Annotated in this window: 25 protein-coding genes; 17 read left to right on the top strand and 8 right to left on the bottom strand. The window is 63.9% G+C overall.

Going from position 1 to position 26,947, the window contains the following annotated elements:
- Positions 1–330: 330 nt before the first annotated feature.
- From NKH60_RS21575 to NKH60_RS21565, 3 genes are read left to right on the top strand one after another with little or no spacing between them, the layout of a single operon-like run.
- The gene (locus NKH60_RS21575) at positions 331–1,260 is read left to right on the top strand and encodes a carbohydrate ABC transporter permease (RefSeq protein ID WP_352452309.1); all 930 of its coding nucleotides are present in this window, start codon (positions 331–333) and stop codon (positions 1,258–1,260) included.
- Positions 1,260–2,117 (top strand): carbohydrate ABC transporter permease, encoded by an 858-nt coding sequence (locus tag NKH60_RS21570; protein WP_023674366.1) that lies wholly within the window; start codon positions 1,260–1,262, stop codon positions 2,115–2,117. The genes NKH60_RS21575 and NKH60_RS21570 overlap by 1 nt, the downstream gene beginning before the upstream one ends.
- 28 nt (positions 2,118–2,145) lie before the next feature.
- Positions 2,146–4,131 (top strand): glycoside hydrolase family 127 protein, encoded by a 1,986-nt coding sequence (locus tag NKH60_RS21565; protein ID WP_352873259.1) that lies wholly within the window; start codon positions 2,146–2,148, stop codon positions 4,129–4,131.
- A gap of 18 nt (positions 4,132–4,149) precedes the next feature.
- Here NKH60_RS21565 and NKH60_RS21560 read toward each other — a convergent pair whose 3' ends face one another.
- A complete protein-coding gene (locus NKH60_RS21560) occupies positions 4,150–4,929 on the bottom strand; it encodes a response regulator (RefSeq protein ID WP_352771583.1) in 780 nt (259 codons plus the stop codon).
- Positions 4,930–5,163: 234 nt separating this feature from the next.
- Here NKH60_RS21560 and NKH60_RS21555 point away from each other — a divergent pair, with 234 nt between their 5' ends.
- The 5 genes from NKH60_RS21555 (at position 5,164) to NKH60_RS21535 (ending at position 11,408) form a co-directional block, all read left to right on the top strand.
- Complete coding sequence (locus NKH60_RS21555; protein WP_352831763.1) at positions 5,164–6,078, top strand: cytochrome-c peroxidase; 915 nt, start codon at positions 5,164–5,166, stop codon at positions 6,076–6,078.
- Complete coding sequence (locus NKH60_RS21550) at positions 6,075–8,591, top strand: two-component system VirA-like sensor kinase (protein ID WP_352873257.1); 2,517 nt, start codon at positions 6,075–6,077, stop codon at positions 8,589–8,591. Before NKH60_RS21555 ends, NKH60_RS21550 begins: the two co-directional genes overlap by 4 nt.
- A gap of 169 nt (positions 8,592–8,760) precedes the next feature.
- On the top strand, positions 8,761–9,810 hold the full coding sequence (locus tag NKH60_RS21545) for a methyltransferase (protein ID WP_352873255.1): 1,050 nt from the start codon (positions 8,761–8,763) through the stop codon (positions 9,808–9,810).
- Between the two features lie 14 nt (positions 9,811–9,824).
- Positions 9,825–10,331, top strand: coding sequence for a hypothetical protein (locus tag NKH60_RS21540; protein WP_352474406.1), 507 nt, complete (start codon positions 9,825–9,827; stop codon positions 10,329–10,331).
- 189 nt (positions 10,332–10,520) lie between these two features.
- A complete protein-coding gene (locus tag NKH60_RS21535) occupies positions 10,521–11,408 on the top strand; it encodes a class I SAM-dependent methyltransferase (RefSeq protein ID WP_352474404.1) in 888 nt (295 codons plus the stop codon).
- A gap of 112 nt (positions 11,409–11,520) precedes the next feature.
- Here NKH60_RS21535 and NKH60_RS21530 read toward each other — a convergent pair whose 3' ends face one another.
- The 5 genes from NKH60_RS21530 to NKH60_RS21510 form a co-directional block, all read right to left on the bottom strand.
- Entirely contained in the window at positions 11,521–12,261 is a 741-nt protein-coding gene (locus NKH60_RS21530) for a gamma-glutamylcyclotransferase (protein ID WP_352873252.1), read from the bottom strand.
- Positions 12,262–12,374: 113 nt separating this feature from the next.
- Positions 12,375–13,409 (bottom strand): hypothetical protein, encoded by a 1,035-nt coding sequence (locus NKH60_RS21525; protein ID WP_352541565.1) that lies wholly within the window; start codon positions 13,407–13,409, stop codon positions 12,375–12,377.
- The gene (locus tag NKH60_RS21520; protein WP_023674370.1) at positions 13,409–14,389 is read right to left on the bottom strand and encodes a hypothetical protein; all 981 of its coding nucleotides are present in this window, start codon (positions 14,387–14,389) and stop codon (positions 13,409–13,411) included. Before NKH60_RS21520 ends, NKH60_RS21525 begins: the two co-directional genes overlap by 1 nt.
- Before the next feature lie 142 nt (positions 14,390–14,531).
- Positions 14,532–14,684, bottom strand: coding sequence for a hypothetical protein (locus tag NKH60_RS21515; protein ID WP_352474399.1), 153 nt, complete (start codon positions 14,682–14,684; stop codon positions 14,532–14,534).
- Between the two features lie 663 nt (positions 14,685–15,347).
- The gene (locus tag NKH60_RS21510) at positions 15,348–16,730 is read right to left on the bottom strand and encodes an FAD-binding oxidoreductase (RefSeq protein WP_352541563.1); all 1,383 of its coding nucleotides are present in this window, start codon (positions 16,728–16,730) and stop codon (positions 15,348–15,350) included.
- A 226-nt stretch (positions 16,731–16,956) separates the two neighbouring features.
- On the opposite strand from NKH60_RS21510, the gene NKH60_RS21505 reads away from it, so the two are divergent.
- Entirely contained in the window at positions 16,957–17,964 is a 1,008-nt protein-coding gene (locus tag NKH60_RS21505; protein ID WP_352685496.1) for an AraC family transcriptional regulator, read from the top strand.
- Between the two features lie 131 nt (positions 17,965–18,095).
- On the opposite strand, the gene efp is transcribed toward NKH60_RS21505, so the two are convergent.
- Positions 18,096–18,662: an elongation factor P gene (efp, locus tag NKH60_RS21500; RefSeq protein ID WP_023674374.1), complete on the bottom strand. Its 567-nt coding sequence runs from the start codon at positions 18,660–18,662 to the stop codon at positions 18,096–18,098.
- A 114-nt stretch (positions 18,663–18,776) separates the two neighbouring features.
- On the opposite strand from efp, the gene epmA reads away from it, so the two are divergent.
- Positions 18,777–19,823, top strand: a complete 1,047-nt coding sequence (gene epmA / locus NKH60_RS21495) for an EF-P lysine aminoacylase EpmA (protein WP_352873248.1) — start codon at positions 18,777–18,779, stop codon at positions 19,821–19,823.
- Positions 19,824–19,949: 126 nt separating this feature from the next.
- Here the strand turns inward: epmA and NKH60_RS21490 are convergent, their stop codons facing one another.
- The gene (locus tag NKH60_RS21490) at positions 19,950–20,084 is read right to left on the bottom strand and encodes a hypothetical protein (RefSeq protein ID WP_352474393.1); all 135 of its coding nucleotides are present in this window, start codon (positions 20,082–20,084) and stop codon (positions 19,950–19,952) included.
- A gap of 89 nt (positions 20,085–20,173) precedes the next feature.
- On the opposite strand from NKH60_RS21490, the gene NKH60_RS21485 reads away from it, so the two are divergent.
- From NKH60_RS21485 to lpxK, 7 genes are all read left to right on the top strand, one after another.
- Positions 20,174–20,863, top strand: coding sequence for a DUF8692 domain-containing protein (locus NKH60_RS21485; protein ID WP_352685493.1), 690 nt, complete (start codon positions 20,174–20,176; stop codon positions 20,861–20,863).
- A gap of 253 nt (positions 20,864–21,116) precedes the next feature.
- A complete protein-coding gene (locus NKH60_RS21480) occupies positions 21,117–22,460 on the top strand; it encodes a TldD/PmbA family protein (RefSeq protein ID WP_352873246.1) in 1,344 nt (447 codons plus the stop codon).
- Positions 22,447–23,265, top strand: a complete 819-nt coding sequence (locus NKH60_RS21475; RefSeq protein ID WP_352873244.1) for a 3'(2'),5'-bisphosphate nucleotidase CysQ — start codon at positions 22,447–22,449, stop codon at positions 23,263–23,265. Before NKH60_RS21480 ends, NKH60_RS21475 begins: the two co-directional genes overlap by 14 nt.
- A 61-nt stretch (positions 23,266–23,326) precedes the next feature.
- A complete protein-coding gene (locus tag NKH60_RS21470) occupies positions 23,327–23,572 on the top strand; it encodes a DUF4170 domain-containing protein (protein ID WP_023674378.1) in 246 nt (81 codons plus the stop codon).
- A 5-nt stretch (positions 23,573–23,577) separates the two neighbouring features.
- Positions 23,578–24,357: a lysophospholipid acyltransferase family protein gene (locus NKH60_RS21465; RefSeq protein WP_352541558.1), complete on the top strand. Its 780-nt coding sequence runs from the start codon at positions 23,578–23,580 to the stop codon at positions 24,355–24,357.
- Complete coding sequence (waaA, locus tag NKH60_RS21460) at positions 24,354–25,670, top strand: lipid IV(A) 3-deoxy-D-manno-octulosonic acid transferase (protein ID WP_352474386.1); 1,317 nt, start codon at positions 24,354–24,356, stop codon at positions 25,668–25,670. Before NKH60_RS21465 ends, waaA begins: the two co-directional genes overlap by 4 nt.
- Before the next feature lies 1 nt (position 25,671).
- On the top strand, positions 25,672–26,700 hold the full coding sequence (lpxK, locus tag NKH60_RS21455; protein WP_352873241.1) for a tetraacyldisaccharide 4'-kinase: 1,029 nt from the start codon (positions 25,672–25,674) through the stop codon (positions 26,698–26,700).
- Positions 26,701–26,947: the final 247 nt, after the last annotated feature.

Here is a 26,947-nt window from a genome sequence, read left to right as displayed (position 1 = left end):
TTTTTTTTTAAAAAGCAACTTTTGGTGCCCCAAAAAAAATAAGGGGCGGCCCACTTCGCAGAGGACCCCACCCCCGGCCTTCGGCCGGACCCTCCCCTCGAGGGGGAGGGGACGTCCCGCCAATGGAACAACAGGCATGAGCACCATCACAGTACGCCGTCGCAACGTTGGCTCCCCCTTCTCCCCTTGTGGGAGAAGGTGTCGCCGAAGGCGACGGATGAGGGGTGCTCCAGCTTGGCTCGGACGGCATTCCTTCCAACACCCCTCATCCGTCTCGGCGCTTCGCGCCGATCCACCTTCTCCCACAAGGGGAGAAGGAGAAGGCCAGCGATGACCACCATCACAGCAACCACCGCCGCGCCAGCGCGCGCATACAAACTGGTCGGCGCCGGCCGCCGGCAGTGGATCGGCCTGCTCTATGTCGCGCCGGCCGTTGCGCTTGTCGTCGTCTTCTTCATCGTGCCGCTGTGCATGACCGCCTGGATGTCGCTGCACAACTGGCCGCTGATGGGCGCGCACAGCTTTATCGGGCTCGACAATTACTGGGCGATCCTGCGCGATACCCGTTTCTGGAACGCGCTGAAGTTCACCGGCTACTACACGGTGGTGGTGACGATCGCGATTTTCGCCGTCGCCTTTCCGCTGGCGCTGTTCATCGAAAGGCCGCGGCAGCTGACCGGCTTCTACCGCACGTCCTTCTTCATGCCGGCGGTCATCGGCTTCGCCTCGGCCAGCCTTTTGTGGTCATGGCTGCTCAATGTCGATTCCGGCCTGTTCAGCCCGGCCGCTTTCGAGCTCGGCCTGACCGAGAAGAAATTCAACCTGCTGGCGACCTTCCAGCCGGCCTTCTGGTCGATCATCGCCATGGTCGTGTGGAAGGTGGCGGGCTTCACCATGATCATCCTGATGACCGGCCTGCAGTCGATCCCGCCGGACCTGCAGGAGGCGGCGATGATCGACGGGGCAGGGCCATTCGCGCGGTTCCGGGCGATTACCTTGCCCTTGATGCGCCGCACGCTGGCGCTGGCGCTGATCCTGTCGGTTGCCGGCTCGATCCTCGCCTTCGACCAGTTCTACATCATTCTGCGCGGCGGCCCGCGCAACCAGACGCTGACCGCCGTCTACTGGATCTTCAACCAGTCCTTCGTGTCGTTCAAGCTCGGCTATGGCGCAGCACTGTCGATGGTCCTGCTGGTCATCCTGGTAGCGCTCAGCCTTATCCAGCTGCGGCTGCTGCGCAATCCCGAGGGGGTCGACTGATGGCGCAGGCTCGCACCCGCAAACGCCGCATCGGCATGCAGATCGCCGAGCACTCGACCGGCATCATCGCGTCCATTCTGTTCCTGGCGCCGATCGCCTGGACGGTGCTTTCGGCCTTCAAGCCGGCTCAGGAGGCGCGCCAGCCGCCGCTGCCGCCGTGGCCGACCAGCGGCATCTCGCTCGAGAACTACGCCACGCTCAACACCTTTGGCGACGGCCTCTGGCTGCCTGCGCAAAACAGCATCTACGTCTCGGTCATGACCGTGGTGCTGTCGGTGATCGTCAGCGTGCTCGCCGGCTACGGTTTCTCGCGCTTCCGCTTTCCGCTGAAGAACCTGCTGTTCGTCGTCATCCTGTCGACGATCATGATCCCGTTCCAGTCGATCCTGACGCCGATCTTCCTGGTACTGACCAAGATCGGCCTGCACAACACGCTGACCGGGCTGGTCTGCGTCTACGTCACGCTGCAGCTGCCGTTCTCGATCTTCATGATGCGCAACGCCTTCGATGCGGTGCCGCGCGAGATCGAGGAGGCCGCGCGCATGGACGGCGCCAACAACGTCACCATGCTGTTGAGGGTGATGCTGCCGCTGGTCTGGCCGGGCATCGTCACCATCGCGCTGTTCGCCTTCCTCGGCGCCTGGAACGAGTTTCTGGCTGCGCTGGTGCTGATGACGGACCAGTCGAAATTCACGCTGCCGATCATGATGACGGCGCTGCAGTCCGGCCGCTTCGGCGCCATCGACTGGGGTGCCGTGCAGGCCGGCGTCACCGTCATGATGGTGCCGTGCCTGGTGCTCTTCCTGCTGCTGCAGCGCTTCTACATCCGCGGCCTGATGGCAGGGGCCGTGAAGTGACCACAAGAAATCGAACGGGAGTAAATTGATGACCGCATCGCAATCCGCCAGTCAGGGCGCCAAGCCGAAACTCGCCTTCCGCCCGCTGCCGGTGCCGCAGGTCGTTGTGCGCGGCTTCTGGGGCGACCGCGTCGATGCCGTCGCCTCGAAGACCGCCGGCATCCTCTATGACCGCTGCGTCGAAGCGCGCATGCTCGAGCAGATCGACCCGGACCGGCCGTCGCCCGGCGTCGTCATCCCGTTCCACTCACCTTCACCGGACGAGGCGGCCACCGCCGGCAACGAGTTCACCGGATCGACGGTGACGACGCAGATGTTCTGGGACTCGGATTGGGGCAAGACCATCGAGACCGCCGCCTATTCGCTCTATCGCCGCCGCAACGACGAGCTGGAGAAGAAGATCGATGCCGTCATCGACATGTATGGAAAGCTGCAGCAGCCCGACGGCTATCTGTCGAGCTGGTACCAGCGCATCCAGCCGGGCCTGCGCTGGACCAACCTGCGCGATTGCCACGAGCTCTATTGCGCCGGCCACCTGATCGAAGGCGCCGTCGCCTACTACCAGGCCACGGGGAAACGCAAGCTGCTCGACATCATGTGCCGCTATGTCGATCACATTGCCGAGACGTTCGGTCCCGAGCCCGGCAAGAAGAAGGGCTATTGCGGCCATGAGGAGATCGAGCTGGCGCTGGTGAAGCTGGCGCGGGTGACCGGCGAGCGCAAATACATGGAGCTAGCCAGATACTTCATCGACCAGCGCGGCCTTGAGCCGCATTATTTCGACGAGGAGGCGCGCGCCCGCGGCGCCGACCCCAAGGCCTATCATTTCAAGACTTACGAATACAACCAGTCGCACAAACCGGTGCGCGAGCAGGACAAGGTCGTCGGCCATGCGGTGCGGGCGATGTATCTCTATTCGGGCATGGCCGACATCGCCACCGAATATGGCGACGACACGCTGCGGGTGGCGCTCGACCGGCTGTGGGACGACCTCATGACCAAGAACCTCTACGTCACCGGCGGCCTCGGGCCGTCCTCGCACAATGAGGGTTTCACCGCCGATTTCGACCTGCCCAACGACACCGCCTATGCCGAAACCTGTGCTTCGGTCGGCCTGGTGTTCTGGGCAAGCCGCATGCTCGGCATGGGTCCCAATGCGCGCTACGCCGACATCATGGAGCGGGCGCTCTACAACGGTTCGATCTCCGGCCTGTCGCTCGACGGCTCGCTGTTCTTCTACGAGAATCCGCTCGAAAGCCGCGGCGCCCACCACCGCTGGAAATGGCACCGCTGCCCGTGCTGCCCGCCCAATGTCGGGCGCATGGTCGCCTCGATCGGCAGCTATTTCTACGGCCTGTCGGACGATGCACTCGCCGTCCATCTCTATGGAAACGGCACGGCTCGTTTCGATATTGCCGGGACGCAGATAGAGCTCACCCAAACGAGCAATTATCCCTGGGACGGCGCGGTCTCGATCTCTGTCGAACCGGAAGCTCCGACCGCGTTCACCTTGTACCTGCGTCTGCCGGCCTGGTGCCGCAAGGCAGCGCTCAAGGTCAACGGCGCCGATGTCGATCTGGCTGCCATCAGCAGCGACGGTTATGCCGCGACCCGCCGCGAATGGAGCAAAGGCGACCGCGTCGAGCTCGACCTCGAAATGGCCGTCGACCGCCTCTACGCCAACCCGCAGGTGCGGCAGGATATCGGCCGCGTCGCACTGGCGCGCGGCCCGCTGATCTATTGCGTCGAGGAGACCGACAATTCCAGCCAGCTGCACCGCATCGCTCTGCCGCGCACGGCCGACATTGAGGCGCATCAGCAGCCGAACCTTCTGGGCGGCGTTGTGACACTTTCGGCGGTTGCCAAAAAGGAGGCTTTCGAAAACTGGGAAGAGGGGCTCTACCGCACCGAACCGCCGGCGCTCGAGGGCGCGAAAATCACCGCCGTGCCGTACTTTGCCTGGGACAACCGCGATCCCGGCGAGATGCTGGTCTGGCTCAGAAGCGCGGAGTAGGCTGGGCGCGGCAGCGGCTCAAAGTACCTCGACCGCAGTCGCGAATATGTAGCCGGCGCCACGCTCCGTAACAATGAGCTTCGGCTCGCTCGGATTGACCTCGAGCTTGCGGCGCAGCCGCAATATCTGCACGTCGATGCTGCGGTCGAACACCTCTTCGTCGTGCACGCGGCTGGCAGCGAGAAGCTGCTCGCGGCTCAGGATCTGCTGCGGCGATTTCAGGAACGCCGTCAGCAGGTTGAACTCGCCGGCGGTCAGCGGCGTTGCCTCGCCCGCCGCCGACCTCAGGCGCCGCATCCGCATGTCGAGCTCCCAGCCGGCAAAACGATAGCGTATGGGTTTCTTGCCGCGCGGATGCGGCTGCGTCGACCGCGATCGCCGCAGCACGGCGCGAATGCGCGCCAGCAGCTCCCTGAGGCCGAAGGGCTTGGTGATGTAGTCGTCGGCGCCGAGTTCCAGGCCGACGACGCGATCCACCTCGTCGCACCTGTGGCCGGTGATGATGATGATGGGCGCTTCCGGCGGACTGCCGAGTTGCCGCATGATGTCGAACCCGTCCTCGTCGGCAAGCCGCATGTCGAGGATCATCAGGTCTACGGGCTTTTCATTGAGGACGCGCGACATGGCCCGGCTGTCGGCGACCGCGCTAACCCTGAAGTTTTGGCTCTCCAGGTAATTGGTGAGCATATCGCGAATTTCGGGGTCGTCGTCGACGACAAGGATATGCTTCGGCGCCGCTGGCTGCTCGATACTGCCTCTCGACTGCTGTTCGTGGCGAATGTTTTGTTCGGCTGACATCTCGCACCGTCCGCAAGCATGGAACTCATGACCGAGCCGTTGCTTTATTTAAACGTCGATTTTCGGCGATTTATTGGTGAACGCCGATGATCTACGTGATCGCACACCCTGCCACAGGCTCGCTCGATGGCACATCAGCAGATTGGTAAGGTTCGGGCGGGGCTTTTTGTTCCGCTTTGCCTGGCAATAGCGGCACCTTTTGCGTTGGCCCAGAGCAATCAGCCGGCCCCGCCGATGGGCGAGCCGATTGCACCGATCACGGCCAGCGGCCCCTCCGACCGGGCGAAGATCGCGCTTGGCGAGAGCCTGTTCAACGATGCCCGCCTGTCGCATGGCGATGTCGTCGCCTGCAGTTCCTGTCACAGGCTCGATCTCAGCGGCGACGACGGTCTGGCCCGTTCCGTGGCGGCGGATGGCAAGCCGCTCGATTTCAACACGCCGACCGTCTTCAACGCGGCGCTCGATTTCCGGCTGAACTGGCGCGGCAATTTCCGCACGTTCGAGGAGCAGAACGAGGCAGCCCTGCTCGATGACAGGCTGATGAATACGAGTTGGGAGGAATTGCTGACCAAGCTTCGCTCGAATGCTGAGTATTCGCAGCGGTTCGCGAGGGTCTACGGCGCCATTCCCGACCGGACAAACGTGCTCGACGCGCTTGTTGTCTTTCAACGGTCGCTGATCACGCCCGATGCCCGTTTCGACCGCTATCTCAAGGGCGAACGCGACGCCATCACGACCGACGAAGAGCACGGCTATCAACTGTTCAAAGCGTATGGCTGCGTCGCCTGCCACCAGGGCGCCAACGTAGGCGGCAATCTGTTTCAGAAATTCGGCATCTTCCGGGATCCCTTCGCTCGCCAGAAGACCCTGACCAAGGCGGATCTCGGCCGCTTCGCCGTTACCGGCGCCGAGAGCGACCGCCATGTGTTCCGCGTTCCCAGCCTGCGCAACGTCGCGGTGACGGCGCCGTATTTTCACGATGGCCGCACCGCATCGCTCGCAGACGCGGTGAAGATCATGGCGCGCAACCAACTCGGCCGGGAGCTCGACCAGCGCGATGCCGATCTCATCGTCGAATTCCTCGGGACACTGACGGGCGAGTATCGCGGCCGGCCGTTGACCAGCGCAGCCGATCGTCTGCAGCAATGAAGTCGCTACGCATCCTGGCGCCGATCGTTGCCTGCCTGCTCATCGCCCTGACCTACCTCCTGGTGCAGGGCACGGCTCCCGATGCGGCGCGTCACGAACACACGCTCGATGCGCTCAGGACCGTCATCCTCTATAACGCCGCACTCCAACGCGATGTGTTGCGGGCACGCGCGGGGCTGCTGCGCAGCTACGATCCGCTTGTGCGGTCGATCGAGAACCTGGATGAGGCGACGCAGACGCTGCCGGCTGCCCGCGACGTAGCAAGCGGCGAAACACGGGCGGACATCGACAAGCGGATGGCCGAAGTCATCGCCGCGATCCGCGACGAGGAAGCGCTCGTCGAGAGGTTCAAGTCCGATAACGCGCTGCTGCAGAACTCGCTGAACTTTTTCAACTATATGAGCGGTCGTCTCACGAGCGAGGGTGACGGCCTTCGAGCGGTCGAGATAGGAGCCCTGATGGTCGCAATGTCGCGGTTTATCAGCGATCCCCAGCCGGATGCGGCAAAAGCAGTAACCGCCGCACTCGACCGGCTGGCACGGCCCTCCGTCGATGCCGTGCCTGCAAGCGATGTGCTCTCGCTTGTCTCCCACGGCCGGCTTATCGTCACCAGGCTTCCGGCGGTCGACGATCTCGTCGCCCGCCTGCAGACCGCGCCGACGAGCGGGCGGGCTCGCGCGCTGCAGGACGTCTATCTCGGTGCGCATGGGCGGGCCGCGGCGCGGGCCGAACTGTTCCAGACGCTGCTTTATGTCGCCGCGTTGGGCCTCGTCGGCTATGTCGCCTACCTGTTCGCCCGCCTGCGCCGCAACGCGCGGATCCTGCGCGAGCGGCTGGAATTCGAGGGCCTGATCGCCTCGATCTCCACGCAGTTCATCAATCTGCCGCGTGACCGCATCCGCGCCGGCATCAGCAAGGGCCTCGCGTGCCTGGTCGAACATGCCGGGCTCGACGGCGCCCAGATTTTCGTCAGCCACATCGCCGATCCTTCCGGCGGCTACTTCTATCGCCGTCCGGGCGGGAGCAGGCCACCCCATCTGTCGAAGGACATGATCGAGCTGGCTTCACGCTGGACGCTGGCCGACCACGAGCGGCAGGGCTGCATCGACGTTCCCCGCGTCGGCGAGCTTCCCGAGGGGCGGGAGAAGGCATCGCTGCAGGCGCACCAGTTTCGATCGTGGCTGTGCATACCGATGTGGCATGCCGGCGAGCGGTTGGGTTTTCTGGCTCTCGATACCGTCACGCACGAAAAGCATTGGGCCGACGACGACATTGCACTGCTGCGCACCGCAGCCGAGATTTTCGCCAATGCCATCGTGCGCGAGCACAACGAACGCGAGCGTGAGGCACTGCAGGCGCGGCTCAATCAGTCGCAACGGCTGGAAGCGATCGGGACGCTCGCCGGCGGCATAGCGCACGAGTTCAACAACATCCTCGGTGCCGTCCTTGGTTACAGCGAGATGGCGCTGGCGGTGCTGCTGAAGGAGTCGCGCGCGCGGCGCTACGTCCAGCAGATCATGCAGGCCGGCAGGCGGGCGCAGGACGTCACCGAGCAGATCCTCGCCTTCGGCCGTCGTCACGAGCGGCAGCATCACGCGCTGCGGGCGGAAGCCGTGGTTGCCGAAGCGATCGACCTGCTGCGCGCCTCGTTCCCCGCCACGCTTTCAGTGCAGACGCGTCTTGCAGCCGCGGATGCGGCGATGATGGGCGATCCGACCGAGCTTCAGCAGGTGGTGATGAACCTCGGCACCAACGCGGCGCAGGCGATGAACAACCGCGGCGCATTGGAAATCGGTCTCGACACGACGGAATTCGTCGAGGCGCGGATGCTATCGCACGGCAACCTGCCTGCCGGGCGCTACCTCCGCCTTGCCGTCAGGGACACCGGCAGCGGCATGGATCAGGCGACGCTCGAGCGTATCTTCGAGCCGTTCTTCACGACCAAGCCGGCAGGGCAAGGCACCGGGCTCGGCCTGTCGACGGTGCACGGCATCGTCATGGCGCACAGAGGCGCGGTCGACGTGAACAGCAAGCCCGGCGAAGGCACGACCTTCGAGATCTATTTTCCGCGGATCGAGGCCGCCGAAGCAACCCAGAACGAGGACGAGAGCGACGCCGCCGAGGTGCCGGTCAAGCATGGCAACGGCGAGACGATCCTCGTCGTCGACGACGACACGCCGCTGATGCAACTTGCGGAGGAAATGCTCGCCGCGCTCGGCTACGAGCCGGTCGGGTTCGACCGCAGCCCCGCGGCTCTCAGCGCATTTCGCACCGATCCGGAACGCTTCGACCTGGTGCTGACGGACGAGGTCATGCCCGACATCACAGGGATCGAATTCTCCGGCCGGTTGCACAAGATCCGGCCCGACCTTCCGGTCGTGCTGATGACCGGTTACGGCCGTCAGCTGCGGTCGCGCCAACTGACGGCGGCCGGCATAAGCGAAGTCATCAAGAAGCCGCTGCTGTCGGCCGCCGTCGCACAATGTCTTGCCCGCCATCTGCATTCAGGCTGATCACGGCCGGCCGGATTTCTTCGTTACAACCGTAACCAAAATCCCACCTGGCTGAAATCGACCTGTAGCCGGGCCAGTCGATGGTCCTCCCGCGCCCAGACCATGATCCCGAAAAACCGGGAACCGGCTTTTTGGAAAGGTCATGGTCTCTTGAGGAAGGAGAAATCTTATGGACGCAACCATCACCGAGGTAACGAAACAGGCGAATGACGTCGCAGAACTGTCGCCCGAAAGCCTTATGCAACTCGGCCTCGGCTTCTGGGCATCGAAGACGTTGCTGAGCGCCGTCGAACTTGACCTTTTCACGGAGTTGGCGGCCGGACCCCTCGAAGGGGAAACACTGAGAAACCGGCTCGGACTGCATGAGCGGGCAGCGCAGGATTTCTTCGACGCGCTGGTTGCGCTGCGCATGCTTGAGCGCGAGGGCAACGTCTACTGCAACACGCCCGTGACTGACCGCTACCTTGACCGCAACAAGTCGACCTATGTTGGCGGGATGCTCGCCAGGGCCGGTCAGCTGCTTTACGCGAACTGGGGCTCGCTCACCGACGCGCTCAGGACGGGCAAACCGCAAAACGGCACCCAGGACGGCGAAGATCTGTTCGACATGCTGTTTTCGGACCCGGACAAGGTAAAGATGTTCGCGCAGGCGATGACCGGCGGCAGCCTCCAGGTGGCGGAGGCGCTCGCCCGGCATTTTCCCTGGGCGGACTATTGTACCTTCATCGATATCGGCACAGCCGAAGGCAGGCTTCCGGTCGAGGTCGGCCGCGCCCATCCGCATCTCACCGGCGGCGGTTTCGACCTGCCGCCGATGCGGCCGGTGTTCGAGGCCTATGTGGAGCGGCACGCACTTGCAGACCGGCTTCGGTTTTATCCCGGCGACTTCCTTGCCGAGCCGCTGCCTTCCGCCGACGTGCTGGTGATGGGTCATATCCTGCACGACTGGAACCTGGAGGTGAAGCGCGCGCTGCTGGCAAAGGCGCATTCCGCGCTGCCGAAGCAAGGCGTGCTCATCGTCTACGACCAGATCATCGATGACGAGCGACGGGACAACGCTGCGGGTCTGCTGATGAGCCTCAACATGCTGGTCAACACCAATGGCGGGTTCGACTACACGCGCGCCGACGGCATGGGCTGGATGCGGGAGGCGGGCTTTGCGGAGGTCCGCTGCGAGCATCTCGCCGGGCCTCACTCGATGATCGTCGGCATCAAATAGCAGCGGAGAAGCTGATGACACGAAGAGCTCTCATCGCAATTGCCGCCCTTGGCCTGGCCGCAGCATTCACCGCCGCAACGCTCAACCAGGGTGAGGTCGGCGCGGCGTCCGCGACCGCTTCGATCGAGCACGGTCGATACCTGGTGAAAATCGGCGGCTGCAACGACTGCCACACGCCAGGGTACCTGGAGAAGGCCGGCAACGTTCCGCAGGATCGATGGCTGATCGGCGATTCGCTCGGCTTCAACGGGCCGTGGGGTACGACTTACCCGACCAATCTTCGCCAATTTTTGCGGACCATGGATGAGGACGACTGGGTACAGTTCGCGCGCACGATCGAGACGCGCCCGCCCATGCCATGGTTCAACCTGCGTGCCATGAGCGAGCCCGACCTGCGCGCCATCCACCGATATGTGCTTTCGCTCCCGGCAGACGATACGCCGGTTCCGGACTATGTGCCGCCCGGTCGTCCGCCGAAGACGCCGCATATCGTGTTCGTTCCGCGGGCGCCGAAATCATAGTGGCGTCCGAACGCCGGGCGCAGGGTGGTTCTCCGCTTGCGTGGTACCCCAGGCACGGGCGCCTGTTTCAGTCGTAACGCAATTCCCGATTCCGGAAATCACGTTGTAGCACCGATCTCCGATGGTGACGGTCGGGCCCCGGGCGGTCATCAGGCTGCCCAGCGGTCACAAATCCCGGATAAATCGATCATGGAGTCAAACATGTACAATCTGCTTGCCGAACATGCGCCGAAGACCGGCCGTGATCAGAGCCCCATGGATCCGCGTCCCTATGCGTTGGGTTACACGCAAAGCGAATTCAAGCGCCTGGAGCTGCAGGGAGCGCTCATTCACGACCTTACCGAGCATGTCCTGCGCAGTGCGGGCATAGGACCCGGCATGCGCGTGCTCGACATTGGCTGCGGCGTAGGCGATGTCTCCTTGCTGGCCGGAAGGCTGGTCGGACCGGCGGGAAGCGTGCTTGGTGTCGATCGCTCGGCAGAGGCTGTGGACATTGCCGAGCGGCGCGCCACTGAATCCGGCCAGTGTTACTGGACACGTTTCACGACGGCCGAGCTTGATACATTCTCGCCCGACGGGAGCTTCGATGCGGTGATCGGCAGGCTTGTCCTGATGTATCTGCCCGACCCGGCCGCAACCCTGCGCAGGCTTGCCGGTTTCCTGCGGCCTGGCGGCATCGTCGCCGTCCAGGAAATGGCGATGCCGCTCACCCGCAGTTTTCCAGAGGCGCCGCTGTTCGGCAAATGCCGCGGCTGGATCATCGACACGATCGAGCGCGCGGGTTTCGAGGTCGACATGGGTGGCAGGCTGCCCATGGTGTTCGCCGGCGCAGGGCTGCCGGCGCCGCGGATGAACTCCGCCGGCCTCGCCGGCAGCGGACCCGACTCGCCGATCTACGACTATATTGCCGGCACGTTGCGCAGCCTGTTGCCGATGGCCGAGGCAGTCGGTACCGCAACCGCCGCCGAGGTGGAAGTCGATACCCTCGCCGAGCGGCTGCGCAACGAGGCTGTCGAGCAGCAGACGTGCATCATGCTGCCGCCCTTTGTCGGCGCATGGGCGAACACACTGGCATAGAACCGAAGGAAGGACACACGATGCTCGATGCTGCCATCGGCGAGCGCGCGGGACATCTCGTCGACCTGCAACATCGATTTCGCCTGGGAGCCCGACGAGATGCTGGTCTGGCTCAGGGACGAATGAAGCCCGATCGCAGCGCCCGACCGATCTCCTCGGCCACAAGTTCCTGCAACTGCCAGAGATTGCGGTCGCGGATGCCGCAGGCGTCGAGATGGCGAATGGTCTCGAACAGATATTCGGCGCCCGAACCCCAATGGCCGACGGCCGTGGCCAGGGTCGCCGCTATCGCTCGCTTTTCGAGCTTGCCAGCGTAGCGTGGATTGGCGGGATCGACAACGAAACCAAGCGCTTGGCCCGTGCCGTCGCCTGTCCTGACCTGCAGCCAGCGCGGCACGTTGACGGCCGGCAGGATGGTCATCTCGCGGCGCAGCAGCGTTTCGAGATTGGCCGCCACGGGCTCGGCGACCTCGAACACCATGCCCTGGCATTGGCCGCCGCGGTCGAGCGCCATCATCAGGCCGGGCTGCTCGATCGTGCCCCTGAAGCGCTGCACTGTAAAACAGAACGAACGGTGCCAGCCCGTCGCCACGGCCCGTTCGCCACCCCTGACCTCGCCGGCCGGCTTCCACAGCAGCGAGCCATAGGCGAACAGCTTCACCGGCCCGCCCGGCGCGGCGGCCAGCACCTCGTCGCGAATGCGCCCGTAATCGGCATCGGTCATGTAGACCATGCCCGGCGTCGGCCCGGCATCCTCGACCGCCCGCAAGGTGCGGGCGACCAGCGCCTCGGTCAGCGCCATCGGTGTCTTGCGCGGCGAACGCCGTGATGCGGCGGAAATGACCTTGCTCATCCTCATGCTCTCAGCCTTGCCGCCATGTTGCCGAAGGCTGAAGGATTCTCAAGGGCCGAGTACACCAGCGCGGTATCAGGATTCGAACTGTCGTGTACAACAGCTTGACTGGCTTAGTGCGGAGGCTGATCTGGCCGGACGGTGTCGTTGCAGCCGTCAACATAGGGATGGACCGACCACCGGGAGCCGGGCCGGGCCTGTTGCGCCTTGGTGAGCGGATCCTGGGACTGCGCGTAGCCGTCCTGGTAGCCTCGAACGATTTCGTCGATATCGTCGGGCCAGTCGCCGTCCCATGGCCGTCCCAGAATCTGGGCCTGTTGGACCGGATGCAGTTCGTTGTGGCCTTCATGAAAGCTGTCGTGGATGTGTCCGGCATCATAGACCCACCGGCCGGTCACCCCCAGGATTGTCGCTCCGGTTCCGTCGCCCTTGTTGGTCTCGATGCTAGGCAGGCCGGCATCGCTCGGACTAGCGGTGTCCGAACTGCTGAAGGCCGCGCCGAGCAGCGAAGCGAGCAAGGCGAGAAGCGCCAATACGTAGGCGACGACCGCGCCGACGCCCGACATGCATAGCGCCAGCGCTGCCAGGGCGGCGATCAGGGCGAGGATGTTGACGGTCTGCAGGTCATGGATCGATGCCCCTTCGAACTCCACATGCAGCGCCTCTGACTTTACTCCGGTCACCTTGTCCTCCGCCGGGTTCCCCGTGAACAGAAAGCCGTGCGAGGAGGTGATTGCGTTTTCGGCCATCAGATAGCCGAACGGGGCACTGGCGGCGGCAACGGCCTGGGAGACGCCCACCGGGTTGTTCGGCAGCAGCAAATTGAGGCTGTAGTCGGAGTCCAGGCTTCCTGGCCAGGTCTTTTCCGACGGCGGCTCGATGCTGATGACCATGCCGACGATACTCACCGGCTCGCCCAGGCAAACCAGCCGTTTGTTGAGCCACCAGTCGCAATAAGCGAGAATCCACACAATCTCAGTCACCACCAGCGCGATCGGTATGCACCACGGCTCGCCCATCGCGACCACCACCACGACCATCACGGCTGCGAATATGCCGCTGGTAATCGCCGCGCTGATGTACTGGTTGACCGAAATCACCTCGTCGGCGGTCGTGCACTTGGTCCAGGATTTGTCGTCGGTGGCCATCACGGCTCCAAGCTGCTGAGGACGGTCAAGGTGACGCCGCCGCTGGCGCGGTCACCCTCGTCAAACGCATTCAGATTGAGGGCCTGCCGGCCGGTCCAGCCGTCCGGCGGCGTAGCGACCGCCGTGATCGTCACCTGTTCGCCCGGCGCCAGCGACGGCAGGTCAGGCGAAATCTCGACCTTCCAGCCCGGCGGCAGGGGATGAGCTGACGGCAAGTGTGCCGCCAACCGGCGCTTTTGCTCCGCCTTGGCGGTCTCTTCCGTTGGCTGCCGGTCGTCGCGACAGGGGCCGAGCGGCGGAATGGTGTAGGCATCGACGGTGAACCGGTACCGATGCGGCCGACGGGTAGCGTTGCGCAACTCGAATTGAAATGTTGCTGGCGACTGGGCCAGTCCGACATCGGTATTTTCTTGCCCGAGATTGTTGGCGAAGTTGGCGTCATCGGCCGGGTCGAGCAAAGCTTGCAGGCAATAGTGACCTGCTTGCCGCGGCGTATGCCAGTCGAAGGAGACGAACCCAGGCTGGCTGGCGGATCCGATCACCCCGACCGAGACCGGCCTGGTGGCTATCGGATTCGACACGGTTCCGATGCCAAACGACAGATAGGACAGATGGACCGGCATCTTGACGACGACGGCATCCGGGGAGGCGTTCCAGACGCGAACCCGCACCTCGTAGTCGGTATCCGCCTGCAACCTGCCGGCGGGAACGGGCACACCACCCTGGCGTAGCTCGATATCGGGATTATCCCAGGTGACCGCGAGACCAAGGCCGATCAGGTAATACTGATCGTAGATCAGCGGGTCAGGCCGGCAGAAAGCAGGGTGATCGATCGGTACGCAATGCGCCCGGGACCCTTTCTGGTCGACCCGGCGGTCGCCCCCTAGCCGCCACCGGCGACAGAAACGGCGAGCCATCTCGATCAGTGCCGGAATCCAGGCGGAGAACAGTGCTCGCAGGATTGCCGCTATTCCTCGCATCGACTTCCCCTCTGAAGCTAACGCAGGGCAACGCTCTGATAACAACGGGATTCGCGCGGCAACAGTGTATTGGAGTGTCAGACGACTGGTGCCGTTTGTACTCTGGTCAGACGAATAAAGCTGGGCTCGAACGGTACGCGGGCTATTTCCGCGCGAAGAAACCGCGCGCGAACTGCACGATGTGCTTGTGGAATGCGAGCGCCAATATTGCGACAACGGCAAGTATGTAGAGAGCTTCGGTCGATCCGTCGCCGCCGTCAGGGGAAATACCAAACCAACTCTCGATGAAATCCATGAACAGATTCCCTCCGCGCAAACTTGCGACCGATGTTCAGCATAGCTCTTCAGCTTGTCCCGGTGTCAAGTAGGGATGCATTGCCATCCACATAAATCCAGTAAAGACCGTTGTGTCGAATTGTCTGCTGCCGAATTGTCTGCTGTTTGTCGATAAACCTGAGAATTTGCCTAAAGATTGCTAAAAAATTGTCGCGGCTTATTGATGCACAACTGAAGGAAAGCTTTGTATCTCGGTCATTTCCGGGTCATTTTGTCGATCATGTGCGAACGATCAAGTCAATGATGGTGTCGCCAAACAGGTCCGGACTTGTGCATGGACAGTACGCGGCCCACCACGATCAGAAACGCGGGGTAGCCTGAAAAGCAGCCGGCATGGCTCATTGGACGCCATTCGGCGGTCGTCTGGCCTGGTTTCAAATGTAGTCAGCTCTCGAACGTGCCCCGCGGCGTCGTCACGCTGTCGGCTGTTGACAGGAAAGAGGCGTTTGAAAAATCACCGGCGGTCGAGGCAGCAGAAGTCATCATGCCGTATTTCGCCCGGGACACCACGATTCCGGCGAGATGCTGGTCTGGATCAGAGCGTCCTGACCGGCAAGCTATCGTACCGGCCGAGCCTTAGCTGGGCCGGCCGGAACGCTTGCCGGTCTGACGAGGGCCGCCGTCAAGCAGCCGGTCGAATGTTTTGGTTCACCCGGAAGAGGTTGTTCGGGTCGTATTTCTTCTTCAGCGTAGCCAGGCGCTCATAGTTGTCGCCATAAGCCGCCTTGAGCCTTGCATCGCCCTCGTCATCCATCATGAAGTTCAGGTAGGCGCCACCCAGATCGAACGGATGCACGGCCTCCCAGTAGGCCTTGGTCCAGCGCGTCACCGGGCCCGCTTTCTGTGGGTCCGGATCGATCCCGGCGATGACCATCGACCAGGTCGCATCACGGTAATTCCAGGGTGTCTCGTCTTTGCCGACGCGATGGACCGCACCATCGATCGGGTAGAGATGCATGAGCGATAGCTCGCTCGGCGTCTTCGCCGCCTGCTCGAGATGGGCGTCGATCGCCTCGTCGGACAGCGTCTTGACGAAATCGCCCCGCCAGTACCACTGCATTCCCTTCGGGTAGAGCCCATCGAACATGCTCTGCACCGCGGGATAGGGCATCGTTCCCATCCAGTTGAACCAGGGCGCGGGCAGCGCATCGAGCAGCGGGGCCAGCGCCTCTCTGCCCTTTTCCTCCGGGCCGTTGTAGCAGCACATCAGCAGACACATCCGCTTTCCCCAAAACTCTTCCGGGAAGGGTGCGCTCGAGAGGACGGTCTTGAGCCCGAGAAAGATCCCGAGTTCTTCGGGCGCGTTCGGCAGGAACTCGCGATAATGCTGCATGATGGTGCGGGCGTGGCGCTGATCCCATGCGATCGGCCCCGCAAAGACCATGCTGACCCGGTGGAGCCTGAACACAAAGCTGGTGACGATGCCGAAATTGCCGCCGCCGCCGCGAAGTGCCCAGAACAGGTTGGGGTTCCGCTCCTTGCTGGCGGTGACGAAGCTTCCGTCGGCAAGCACGACATCGGCCTCGACCAGATTATCGATGGTCAGGCCATATTTGCGCGTCAGATAGCCATGGCCGCCGCTCAGCGTCAGTCCGGCGACCCCGGTGGTCGAGATGATGCCCGCCGGTACGGCCAGGCCAAAGGCATGGGTGGCATGGTCGAGGTCGCCCTGAGTGCAGCCCGGGCCTACCCGCGCCGTGCGGGCATCCGGATCGACGCGCACGCCGTTCATCGCCGACAGGTCGATCACCAGACCGTCGTCGCAGCTCCCCAATCCTGGTCCATTATGGCCGCCGCCACGTACCGCAACCAGCAAATTGTTGTCGCGGCCGAAATTCACCGCTGTGATTACGTCGGCGACGTCGACACAGCGGGCGATGATCAGCGGCCGCTTGTCGATCATGCCGTTGTAGAGCTTGCGGGCCTCGTCATAGCGGGCGTCGCCGGCGCGGATGACTTCGCCTCGCAGGCTTGCTGCGAATTTGGTGATGTCTTCATCGTTCATGACATTCCTCCCTGTTATTGGACCTGTCGGCCGGCCGATGAAACGCTAATCCCGTCCGCTGTTCCCGCAAATGTCACATCGTCCATTTCTGTTGCCCGATCGTTCAGAGTAGGATTAGACCGGATGGATAGTTGCTCGGGCGGCCATATTGCCGGATAGTTCGAGATGCCTGGCGGAAAAACTCGTTGTCAAAGGGAGTAGCCGATCGTTTCCGGAGGTGTAGTGCATGGATGTCCTTTCCGATGTGCTCCGAGCCGTTCGCCTCACCGGTGCGATCTATTTCGACGTTGACGCCAGCTCTCCCTGGGTCGGCGAGTCGCCGGGCACGGCCGACATTGCCGCCGCCATCATGCCGGAGGCAGAGCACATCATTTCTTTTCATGCCGTGATGTCGGGCTCGTGCTGGGCCGCGCTGGGAGACGATTCGGTGCCCCCGGTGCTCGTGAACGCCGGTGATGTCGTTGTCTTCCCCGGTGGTGTTCCGAACGTCTTGAGCTCCTCGCCCGGCGCACGGGGCGAGCCCAATATGGCGATGTATTATCGGCCGATTGACGAGAGCCTGCCGTTCGCGGTGATCCATGGTGGCGGCGGAGACGAGCGGACCCGGTTCATTTGCGGGTATCTTGGCTGCGATGCACGTCCCTTCAATCCTCTCCTGGCCGCATTGCCGGCCATCCTGTGCGCCCGCAAGCCCGCCGATGGAAGCAGCTGGGTTATCGACCTTTTTCGGCTGGCGCTGGCCGAAGGTGGCAGTGGGCGGGCGGGCTGTGAGACGATACTCGCCAAGCTGAGCGAGCTGATGTTTGTCGAGATCATCCGCCGCCATCTCGAGACCCTGCCCGACGATTCGCGCGGCTGGCTGTCAGGCCTACGGGATCCACATGTCGGCGAGGCGCTCCGGCTCATCCACGCTCGCCCCAGGGAGGAATGGACATTGGACCGGCTCGCCCGCGAAGTAGGGCTCTCGCGCACGGCGTTTGCGAGCCGCTTTACCCACTATGTCGAGGTCTCGCCCATGCACTATCTTGCTCGCTGGCGTCTACAACTGGCAGGACGCTTGCTCGAACGCCCTGAAATGAGCATCGCGCAAGCGGGTGCCGAGGTCGGCTACGAGTCGGAAGCCGCCTTCAATCGCGCCTTCAAAAAGTTCGTCGGCATTCCACCTGGCACCTGGCGAAAGGGACGGTCGGCGTTGCTCGAGGCTCAGAGATTGCCCGCTGGCGTCGTGCAATAGGAAAGAACTGGCAGGGCGTTGACGCTTCGGTCCGCGTGCAGCGTCCCAATGCTCGAAAGCCCCTGGCACAAAGCGGTAGACGATGACCGGCCGCCGCGACGCCTTCGGCGAGGCGTGTCAGACTTCGCGCCTTAATCTTTCGCGCGCTCGACATAGGCGCCATCGGCGGTCATCACCACCACGCGGGTGCCGGCGCTGATGTGTGGCGGCACCAGGGTACGCACGCCGTTGGACAGCGTTGCCGGCTTGTAGGACGAGGACGCCGTCTGGCCCTTGGTCACCGGCTCGGTCTCGACCACCTCGAAAGTGGCGCGCTGCGGCAGTACCAGCGAGATGGCGATGTTGTTGTATTGCGAGATCTGCACCGGCATGCCTTCCACCAGATAGGGCGCCATGTCGCCGACCACGCTTTCCGGCACCGCGACCTGGTCGTAAGTCTCCGGATTCATGAAGTGAAAGCCTTCGCCGTCACGGTAGAGGAACGTGTGCTCGCGCTCCTCGACATAGGCGCGCTCGACCTGCTCGGTGGTGCGGTAACGCTCGGAAACCTTTACCCCGTCGGAGATACGCCGCATGTCGAGCTGGGTGACCGGCGTACCCTTGCCAGGATGAATGTTTTCGGCAAAGAGGATCACATAAAGCTTGCCGTCCTTTTCGACGACGTTGCCTTTGCGTAAGGAGCTGGCGATGACCTTCACGGGTTTCCATCCTGATAAAATTTGTTGGCGCAAATCGGCTGGAGAGGCCGTTGCGTGCGGCCTAGCGCATCTTGGCCGCAATCGCCAGCCCTCTGTGCAATTCCCCTGAAGCCGATGACCGCCGCCTCGCCGTGGTGGACGCCGCATGTCCACGCCGACCGCCGGCCGCGGCTGATCCTGCGCAATGCCATTGCCGCCGGGATGCGCGACTGGTTCGCCCGCCGCGACTTCGTCGAGGTGGAGACATCGGCCCTGCAGGTCTCGCCCGGCAATGAAGCGCACCTGTCGGCCTTTGCCACCGAGGCGATCGGGCCGGACGGGCAGCGCCAGCCGCTCTACCTCCACACGTCGCCGGAATTCGCCTGCAAGAAGCTGCTTGCCGCCGGCGAGGAGCGCATCTTCAGCCTCGGGGCTGTCTGGCGCAACCGCGAGCGCGGCCCCTTGCACCATCCTGAGTTCACCATGCTCGAATGGTACCGCGTCGGCGAGACCTATGAGAGCCTGATGCGCGATTGCGCCGAGCTCGTAGCGCTGGCGGCCGAACGGGCCGCAGCGAAGCGTTTTAGCTTCCGCGGCCGTGAGGCCGATCCGTTCGCCGGGCCGGAACGGTTGAGCGTCGCCGAAGCTTTCATGCGCCATGCCGGGATCGATCTGCTGGCGACGGTTGCGGCCGATGGCAACACCGACCGCGCGGGGTTGCATGCCGCCCTGGTCCAGGCCGGATTGCGGACCGCGCCCGACGATAATTGGGCCGACCTGTTCAGCCGGGTGATGGTCGAAAAAATCGAGCCAGCGCTGGGGCAGGGGCGCGCTACCATTCTTTTCGGATATCCGATCTCGGAGGCGGCATTGGCCCGGCCGAGCGCCGACGATCCACGCACCGCCGAGCGTTTCGAGCTCTATTGCTGCGGCGTCGAACTCGCCAACGCCTTTGGCGAATTGAACGATCCGGCCGAGCAGCGCCGACGCTTTGCCGCCGAAATGGATGTGAAGCAGCGCGTCTATGGCGAACGCTACCCGATCGACGAGGATTTCCTCGCCGCGCTCGCCATCATGCCGCAGGCGAGCGGCGCAGCGCTCGGCTTCGACCGGCTGGTGATGCTCGCCACCGGCGCGCTCAGGATCGACGACGTAATCTGGACGCCGGTGGCTGGTCCCTGAGGAAGGTTGGACAAGCCGATCTCGCCCGGCTTGAAAGCCAGGATTAGATGGTCGGTCCAGGCCGCCGCCGGCTCCGTCGAGCCAGAAGATTGGCGACGACCAGGAGGATTATCAACAGCCCCATCATCAGCGTGGCGGCGGCGCTATTGCCGGGGAGAGCTTTTCGCGCAAGCCGATGAACATTTCGAGCGGCATGGTGCGTTGGTTGGCGCTGGCCAGGAACTGCACCGCGACGACCTCGTCATGTGCGAGACGCTGCAACCGTTCCGTGTGTTGCCACGATCATGGTGGGCCGGCATAGTGCTGGCGGGGTTCTCGGCGCCGCGGAGCTATCGGCCGTCGTACTCAGAATGGCCTTCGGCACAATGCCAGACAAAAACGCGCTGAACGCAAAACATAGCAGTGAATGGACAATGTCCTGGCGCTTGGTCATACTTGCGGCCGTGGCGATTAATGTTGTGATGCTCTTGGCCGCGCTGTTCGTCGCGCAAACTCTTGGTCTGGACGCTACAATCTTCTATCGAGATCCATCTGCAGCCGCGGATGTCGGCTTCTATACGGGGTGGATTTCGTCCCTAGGTGCTTCACTGTGGATCGGCACCGGCGCGGCGACCCTGTTTGCCGGTCTGCTCACGCACCGATGGGATTGCACGTTTCTCGGCGGCCTTACCTTGGTCATGGGCCTCGATGACCTGTTGTTGATCCATGAGGACGTGCTGCCGTTTGTCGCGATACCAGAGATTGTTACGATGATTGCCTACGCCGTCGCCGGGTTGTTCTGGTTCTTTCGGCTGCGACGGAAGACATTCGACGGCTCGATCGTATTTGTGGCCGCAGGCTTCCTACTCGCGATGTCAGCAGCGATCGACCAGCTGGGAGAGCTGTTTCCTAGCCCGGGTTCGGCGGTCGACATCGCCGAAGACGCTGTCAAAGAGCTTGGCATCTTCCTTTGGGCGGCAGGTGCCGTCGGGTACGCGGCGATGGTGACACGGTTGGGCCGCCCGTGGGTGGATCCAGCCGATCCCAACTCTACAGGCTGACGGTCGCACGCGCCGCATCTTCGACTCGTCGCCGGCAGCGGTGCAGCCGTCGCGGCTTTCGGTCACGGCCACCTCGGATCTAAGCCGTCCTTTGTGCGTCTGGAAGGACGCACCATCTCTGGATCGGTCGCGCCGACCTGGGGCTAGATGCCTCCTGATTGTCCGCTTCTCCCATTGCAGAAGCGGCATCGGGACAATAGATGGTGCAGCAGCGGCTGCCCTTCAGCCGGCCGGAAATAACGGGATCATGCGCATGACCGATACGCTCGACGCAGCGAAACTGACCGATCGCGTCGCGGCCCTGGTCGAGGCTGCCAAACGGGCCGGCGCCGATGCCGCCGATGCCGTTGCGGTACGTGGCCGCTCGACCGGCGTGTCGGTGCGGCTTGGCAAGGTCGAAGGCACAGAGGCGTCCGAGAGCGAGGACGTCTCGCTGCGCGTCTTCGTCGGCAAGCGGGTAGCCAGCGTTTCGGCAACAGCGGCATCCGACCCCAATATACTGGCCGAGCGCGCGGTCGCCATGGCCAAGGTGTCCCCCGAGGATCCCTATCAGGGCCTCGCCGACCCGGCCTTGCTGGTCAAGAAACCGCGCGACCTCGATCTGTTCGACGCCACCGAGGTGTCGGCGGACCAGTTGAAGGAAGCAGCGCTTGCCGCCGAAGCGGCGGCGCTTGCCGTCAAGGGCGTCACCAATTCGGCCGGCAGTGGCGCCAGTGCCGGGCTTGGCGGCCTGGTGCTCGCCACCTCGCACGGCTTCGTCGGCCACTACGTCGCCTCGCGTTTTTCGCGCTCGACCAGCGTGATCGCCGGCGAGGGCACCGGCATGGAGCGCGACTACGAATTCTCCTCGCGCCAGCATTTTTCCGATCTCGACGCGCCGGAAGACATCGGCCGCAAGGCCGGTGAGCGCGCTGTACGCCGCATTGGCGCGCGCAAGGCGGCGACCGGGCCTGTCGACGTGGTGTTCGATCCGCGTGTGGCGCGCGGCATTGCCGGCCACCTTGCCGGTGCCATCAATGGCGCCGCGGTGGCGCGCAAGACCAGCTTTCTCCGCGACATGATGGGCAAGAAGGTGGCTTCGGCCGCAATCACCGTCACCGACGAGCCGCTCCGGCGCCGTGGACAGGCCTCGCGCCCGTTCGACGGCGAAGGCGTCGAGGGCGAAAAACTGTTCATGGTCGACAAGGGCGTGCTCAACCACTGGTTCCTGTCGACTTCGGCGGCTCGGGAACTCGGCCTCGTCACCAATGGGCGCGGCTCGCGCAGCGGCTCGTCGGTCTCGCCGTCGTCGACCAATCTCGCCATCGAGCCCGGGGAAAATACGCCGGAAGAGCTGATCAAGTCGCTCAAGACCGGCTTCTACGTCACCGAAGTGTTCGGCCAGGGCGTCGACATGGTGACCGGCGAATATAGCCGCGGCGCTTCCGGCTTCTGGATCGAAAATGGCGAGCTGGCCTATCCCGTCGCCGAGGTGACCATCGCCTCCAATCTGAAGACGATGTTCCTCAACATGGTTCCGGCGAGCGATCTCGACCGCAATTTCGGCACCGCCGCGCCCACGCTTTTGATCGAAGGAATGACCCTTGCCGGAGCTTGACCCGGCCGTCTCAGCCGGCGCTACTGAAGACCTGCAGCTGTTGCGCGATGCCGCCCGCGAGGCGGGGCTCATCGCCATGCAATACTTCAACAACAATCCGCAAGTGTGGATGAAGGGCGGCACCTCGCCGGTCAGCGAAGCCGATCACGCCGCCGACAAATATCTGCGCGAGACCTTGCTGGCGGCCCGGCCGGATTATGGCTGGCTGTCGGAGGAAACCGTCGACGACCCGGTAAGGCTTGTCGCGCGCCGCACCTTCGTCGTCGATCCGATCGACGGCACGCGCGGCTTCCTCGAGGGCCTGCCCACATGGTGCGTCAGCGTCGCTGTGGTCGAGAACGGCCGAACGCTTGCCGGCGTACTCGACTGCCCGGCGAAGGGCGAAATCTATTGGGCGCTGCCGGGCGAGGGCGCGTTCCTGAACGGCAGGCGCATCAGCGTGCGTCCGCCGGCGGAAACGGCCGAAATCGCCGGACCGAAGGCGATGATCGACCTGATGCCGGCGAAATGGCACAAACGGCTGAAGCGCGTGCCCTATATTCCTTCGCTCGCCTACCGGCTGGCGATGATCGCCGGCGGCCAGCTCGATGCGACCTTCGTCAAGGCCAACGCACATGACTGGGACATCGCCGCGGCCGATCTCATCCTGCGCGAGGCAGGCGGCGCCTTGCTCGATCGGCATGGCCGCGCGCCGCTCTATGCCGGCGAAGTGATCCGTCACGGACCGCTCGCCGCCGGCAGCGGCGAACTCCTCGCCGTGCTCGCCGGCGTCATCGCCGGGCTGACAATTGACCACTATCAATAGTTCCAAAGTCGGCGGCTTTGGTCTAGACCTGTCCCAAACTCACGATATGTGAAGGATCGACATGGCCGCTGAAGACGGAAAGAAGCAGCTTTTGCACCTGGTGTTCGGCGGCGAACTCAAGAAGCTGGGCGGCACCGAATTCCGCGATCTCGACGCGCTCGATATTGTCGGCATCTATCCGGACTACCAATCGGCGCACGCCGTCTGGAAGGCCAAGGCGCAAGCTAGCGTCGACAACGCCCATATGCGCTATTTCGTCGTTCACCTGCACCGCCTCCTCGACCCCGAAAACAAGGCTGTCGGTTGACATCGATGAACCATGAAGCGGTCAAGCGATCAGCCCCGCGGTCGGCGGTCAGACGTCGCAAGCCGAAGACGTTCTGGCGCAAGATCCGCGAACCGCTGGCGCAGTCGCGATTCGTCAAGAATGCGCTTGCCGCGCTGTTTGCGTATTTCGTCCGCCTTGTCCGCTTGACCAACCGCATGGTCGACGGATCGGCCAGGTTTTCCGGCGGCGCCTATGCGCAGCTCGAGCCTGGCATCATCGCGCTCTGGCACGGCCAGCACCTGCTGACCCCGGCCTACTATCCCAAGGGACGGCCGCTGGTTGCCATGGTATCGCGCAGCGCCGATGCCGAGCTCAACGCGCTGATGGTCGAGAAATTCGGCATCGAGGCGGTGCGCGGCTCTGGCGGGCGCGAAAGCGCAAGGCATCTCGACAAGGGCGGGGCCAAGGCGCTGATCGCCCTCAAAAAGTCGCTCGCCACCGGCAAGAATGTCGCCATGATTGCTGATATTCCCCACGGCACGCCGCGCGATGCGGGGCTCGGCGTCGTCCTTCTGGCGCGGCTGTCCGGCCGGCCGATCCTGCCTGCCGCGATAGCCACCAGCCGCCGCAAGGTGATCGAGGGCAGCTGGGACAAGACGACGATCAACCTGCCCTTCGGCCGCTCCTCGATCGTCGTCGGCACGCCTGTCTTCGTGCCGGCCAACGCCGACGCCGCCGAAATGGAACGCAAGCGCCAGGAGGTCACGGCCTCGCTTAATGCCGCGACCGCCGAGGCCTATCGCCTTGTGGACGGTTCGAAATGAGTGTGCGCTGGGCGCGCGCCTTCCTGACCGCATACCGTTTCGCGGGGGCGGCCGCCTACCCGTTGGCCGGGCCTTATGTCGCCTGGCGCACTTCCAGAGGCAAGGAGGATCGCATTCGCCGGCGCGAACGCTACGGCGTCGCTGGACGCGAGCGCCCCGAAGGCCCGGTGATCTGGATCCATGCAGCCAGCGTCGGCGAGACCATCGCCGTCGTGCCGCTGGTCGAGAGCATTCTCGATTACGGCGTCAACATCGTGCTGACGACGGGCACGGTCACCTCGGCGCAGGTCGCCGAAGAACGGCTGGGCGACCGCATCATCCACCAATATGTGCCGCTCGACCTCAAGCCGGCGGTCAGTCGCTTCCTCGATCATTGGCAGCCGGACCTGGCGATCATCGCCGAATCGGAGATCTGGCCGATGACCATCCTGGAACTCGGCGCCCGCCGCGTGCCGCAGGTTCTGGTCAACGGCAGGCTGTCCGACCGCTCTTTCAAGTCCTGGAAGAAGCGCGCCAACATTGCCGAAGCATTGTTCGAAAATCTCGCCCATGTCGTCGCCCAGTCGGATCTCGATGGCGAGCGCTTCCTTTCGCTCGGCGCCAGGCCGGTCACTGTATCCGGCAATCTCAAGGTCGACACCGCGCCGCCGCCGGCCGACGAGCGGGCACTGGCGGCGCTGAAACGCCAGATCGGCGGCCGCCCGACCTGGGCGGCGATCTCGACCCATGACGGCGAAGAGGCGGTCGCCGCCGAAGTTCACGCCATGCTGCACAAGCGCCACCACGGGCTTTTAACGATCATCGTGCCGCGCCATCCCGATCGCGCCGGGCAGCTGGCCGCCCAGATTTCCGGCATGGGCCTGAAGCTGGCGCAGCGCAGCAAGGGCGACAGGATCACCGCCGACACCGATATTCTGCTCGGCGACACGATCGGCGAGATGGGGCTTTATCTGAGGCTGACGGAAATTGCCTTTGTCGGCCGTTCGCTGACTTCCGAGGGCGGCCAGAACCCGCTGGAACCAGCCATGCTGGAGACGGCGGTGCTTGCCGGCCGCAACGTCCAGAATTTTCGCGAGGCCTATCAGCGCCTGCTCGATAGCGGCGGCGCCAAGCTGGTGCGCGACCGCGATATGCTGGCCGGCGCCGTTAATTTCCTTTTGACCAACGAGGCGGCCCGCCATGAGATGATGGCGGCGGGTGCGGCGACGGTCGACGAGATGCGCGGTGCGCTGGCGCATACGCTCAGGTCGCTTGAGCCCTATATCCAGCCGCTGGTCGTCAAGTCGCGCCTGAAGGGCGCGAACGGGCGCTGACGTGACCTCGGAAGCGCCGCCCTTCTGGTGGGAAGAGCCGGACTGGCGGGTCACGGCGCTGTCGCCGCTCTCCGCCGTCTATGCGCTTGTCGCCGGTCGCCGCATGCGGCACGCGCCGCGTGAAAAGGTCGAGGCGCCGGTGCTCTGCGTCGGCAACTTCACCGTCGGCGGCACCGGCAAGACGCCGGTGGCGATCGCGCTGGCCGAGCAGGCCAGGCGCATGCAGCTTAATCCGGGTTTCCTGTCGCGCGGCCATGGCGGCTCCTTCGCGCAGCCGCATATCGTCGATCCGCACCACGATGCCGCCAAGCATGTCGGCGACGAGCCGCTGCTTCTGGCCGAACACGCCCCGGTCGCGGTGACGCCGAACCGGGCCGCCGGCGCCAGGCTTCTGCTGGAGAAGCTCGGCTGCGATTTCCTGATCATGGATGACGGTTTTCAGAGCGCGCGCATCCACATCGACTATGCGCTTGTCGTCGTCGACGCGCGACATGGCATCGGCAATGGCCGCGTCATCCCCGGCGGGCCGCTGCGGGCAAAGATCGTCGACCAATTGGTCTTCACCAGCGCCTTGCTGAAGATGGGCGAGGGCACCGCGGCCGATACGGTCGTGCGCCAGGCAGCGCGCGCCGGCAGGCCGATCTTCGAGGCGCACACTGCCCCGAGCAGCAAGGTGACGCTGGCCGGCAGGCGTTTCCTGGCGTTCGCCGGCATTGGCCATCCCGACAGGTTTTTCGACACTGTAGCCGAGGCCGGCGGCGAGCTTGCGCTGACCCGACCGTTTCCTGACCATCATTTCTATGGGGAGGACGAACTTGCCGAATTGGCGGCGACAGCACGTAAAGCCGGGCTTGGTCTCATTACCACCGCCAAGGACGCTGCCCGCCTGCGTCACGGCGCGGCACCGCCGGAATTCCTCGACGGGCTCGATGTGCTGGAGATCGACACCGTCTTCGAGCTCGACCATGTGCCGCAACGCATCATCGACGAGACGCTGGATGCCTGGCGGCAGCGCCGGCTTAAAGGCTGACCAGAAGCGTGAGCACCGAGGCAATGCGGGACTGGAATTTGCAGCTTTCCGCCGGTCGAGCGTATTTTGTTCTTGCTTTGTGCCGGCAGCTATGCTAGTAATTTGGGTATGGTGATGATTCGCCGGTGGCCCGCCCTCGAGCTTGAGGCGGGTTTTTTATTTCATGGCCTCTAAGGTTTCGGTGTTGCCGGCCTGACGCCGCGGCAGAGGGCGCAGGATCGCAACGGGGCGGCTTACATTTGCGCTG

It is taken from the genome of Mesorhizobium sp. M1006 (genome assembly GCF_040318825.1).
Taxonomy (GTDB): domain Bacteria; phylum Pseudomonadota; class Alphaproteobacteria; order Rhizobiales; family Rhizobiaceae; genus Mesorhizobium.
This window is presented reverse-complemented; position numbering and strand designations above follow the sequence as displayed.

Bases quoted from the DNA above. Each gene is read 5' to 3' on its own strand.
- waaA (WP_352474386.1), top strand. From the start codon at position 24,354: ATGAGTGTGCGCTGGGCGCGCGCCTTCCTGACCGCATACCGTTTCGCG.
- NKH60_RS21470 (WP_023674378.1), top strand. From the start codon at position 23,327: ATGGCCGCTGAAGACGGAAAGAAGCAGCTTTTGCACCTGGTGTTCGGC.
- NKH60_RS21515 (WP_352474399.1), bottom strand. From the start codon at position 14,684: ATGGATTTCATCGAGAGTTGGTTTGGTATTTCCCCTGACGGCGGCGAC.
- NKH60_RS21480 (WP_352873246.1), top strand. From the start codon at position 21,117: ATGACCGATACGCTCGACGCAGCGAAACTGACCGATCGCGTCGCGGCC.
- NKH60_RS21570 (WP_023674366.1), top strand. From the start codon at position 1,260: ATGGCGCAGGCTCGCACCCGCAAACGCCGCATCGGCATGCAGATCGCC.
- NKH60_RS21550 (WP_352873257.1), top strand. From the start codon at position 6,075: ATGAAGTCGCTACGCATCCTGGCGCCGATCGTTGCCTGCCTGCTCATC.
- epmA (WP_352873248.1), top strand. From the start codon at position 18,777: ATGACCGCCGCCTCGCCGTGGTGGACGCCGCATGTCCACGCCGACCGC.
- NKH60_RS21465 (WP_352541558.1), top strand. From the start codon at position 23,578: ATGAACCATGAAGCGGTCAAGCGATCAGCCCCGCGGTCGGCGGTCAGA.
- NKH60_RS21540 (WP_352474406.1), top strand. From the start codon at position 9,825: ATGACACGAAGAGCTCTCATCGCAATTGCCGCCCTTGGCCTGGCCGCA.
- NKH60_RS21525 (WP_352541565.1), bottom strand. From the start codon at position 13,409: ATGGCCACCGACGACAAATCCTGGACCAAGTGCACGACCGCCGACGAG.
- NKH60_RS21565 (WP_352873259.1), top strand. From the start codon at position 2,146: ATGACCGCATCGCAATCCGCCAGTCAGGGCGCCAAGCCGAAACTCGCC.
- NKH60_RS21560 (WP_352771583.1), bottom strand. From the start codon at position 4,929: ATGTCAGCCGAACAAAACATTCGCCACGAACAGCAGTCGAGAGGCAGT.
- NKH60_RS21555 (WP_352831763.1), top strand. From the start codon at position 5,164: ATGGGCGAGCCGATTGCACCGATCACGGCCAGCGGCCCCTCCGACCGG.
- NKH60_RS21535 (WP_352474404.1), top strand. From the start codon at position 10,521: ATGGAGTCAAACATGTACAATCTGCTTGCCGAACATGCGCCGAAGACC.
- NKH60_RS21485 (WP_352685493.1), top strand. From the start codon at position 20,174: ATGGCCTTCGGCACAATGCCAGACAAAAACGCGCTGAACGCAAAACAT.
- NKH60_RS21520 (WP_023674370.1), bottom strand. From the start codon at position 14,389: ATGCGAGGAATAGCGGCAATCCTGCGAGCACTGTTCTCCGCCTGGATT.
- NKH60_RS21505 (WP_352685496.1), top strand. From the start codon at position 16,957: ATGGATGTCCTTTCCGATGTGCTCCGAGCCGTTCGCCTCACCGGTGCG.
- NKH60_RS21530 (WP_352873252.1), bottom strand. From the start codon at position 12,261: ATGAGCAAGGTCATTTCCGCCGCATCACGGCGTTCGCCGCGCAAGACA.
- NKH60_RS21545 (WP_352873255.1), top strand. From the start codon at position 8,761: ATGGACGCAACCATCACCGAGGTAACGAAACAGGCGAATGACGTCGCA.
- NKH60_RS21575 (WP_352452309.1), top strand. From the start codon at position 331: ATGACCACCATCACAGCAACCACCGCCGCGCCAGCGCGCGCATACAAA.
- NKH60_RS21510 (WP_352541563.1), bottom strand. From the start codon at position 16,730: ATGAACGATGAAGACATCACCAAATTCGCAGCAAGCCTGCGAGGCGAA.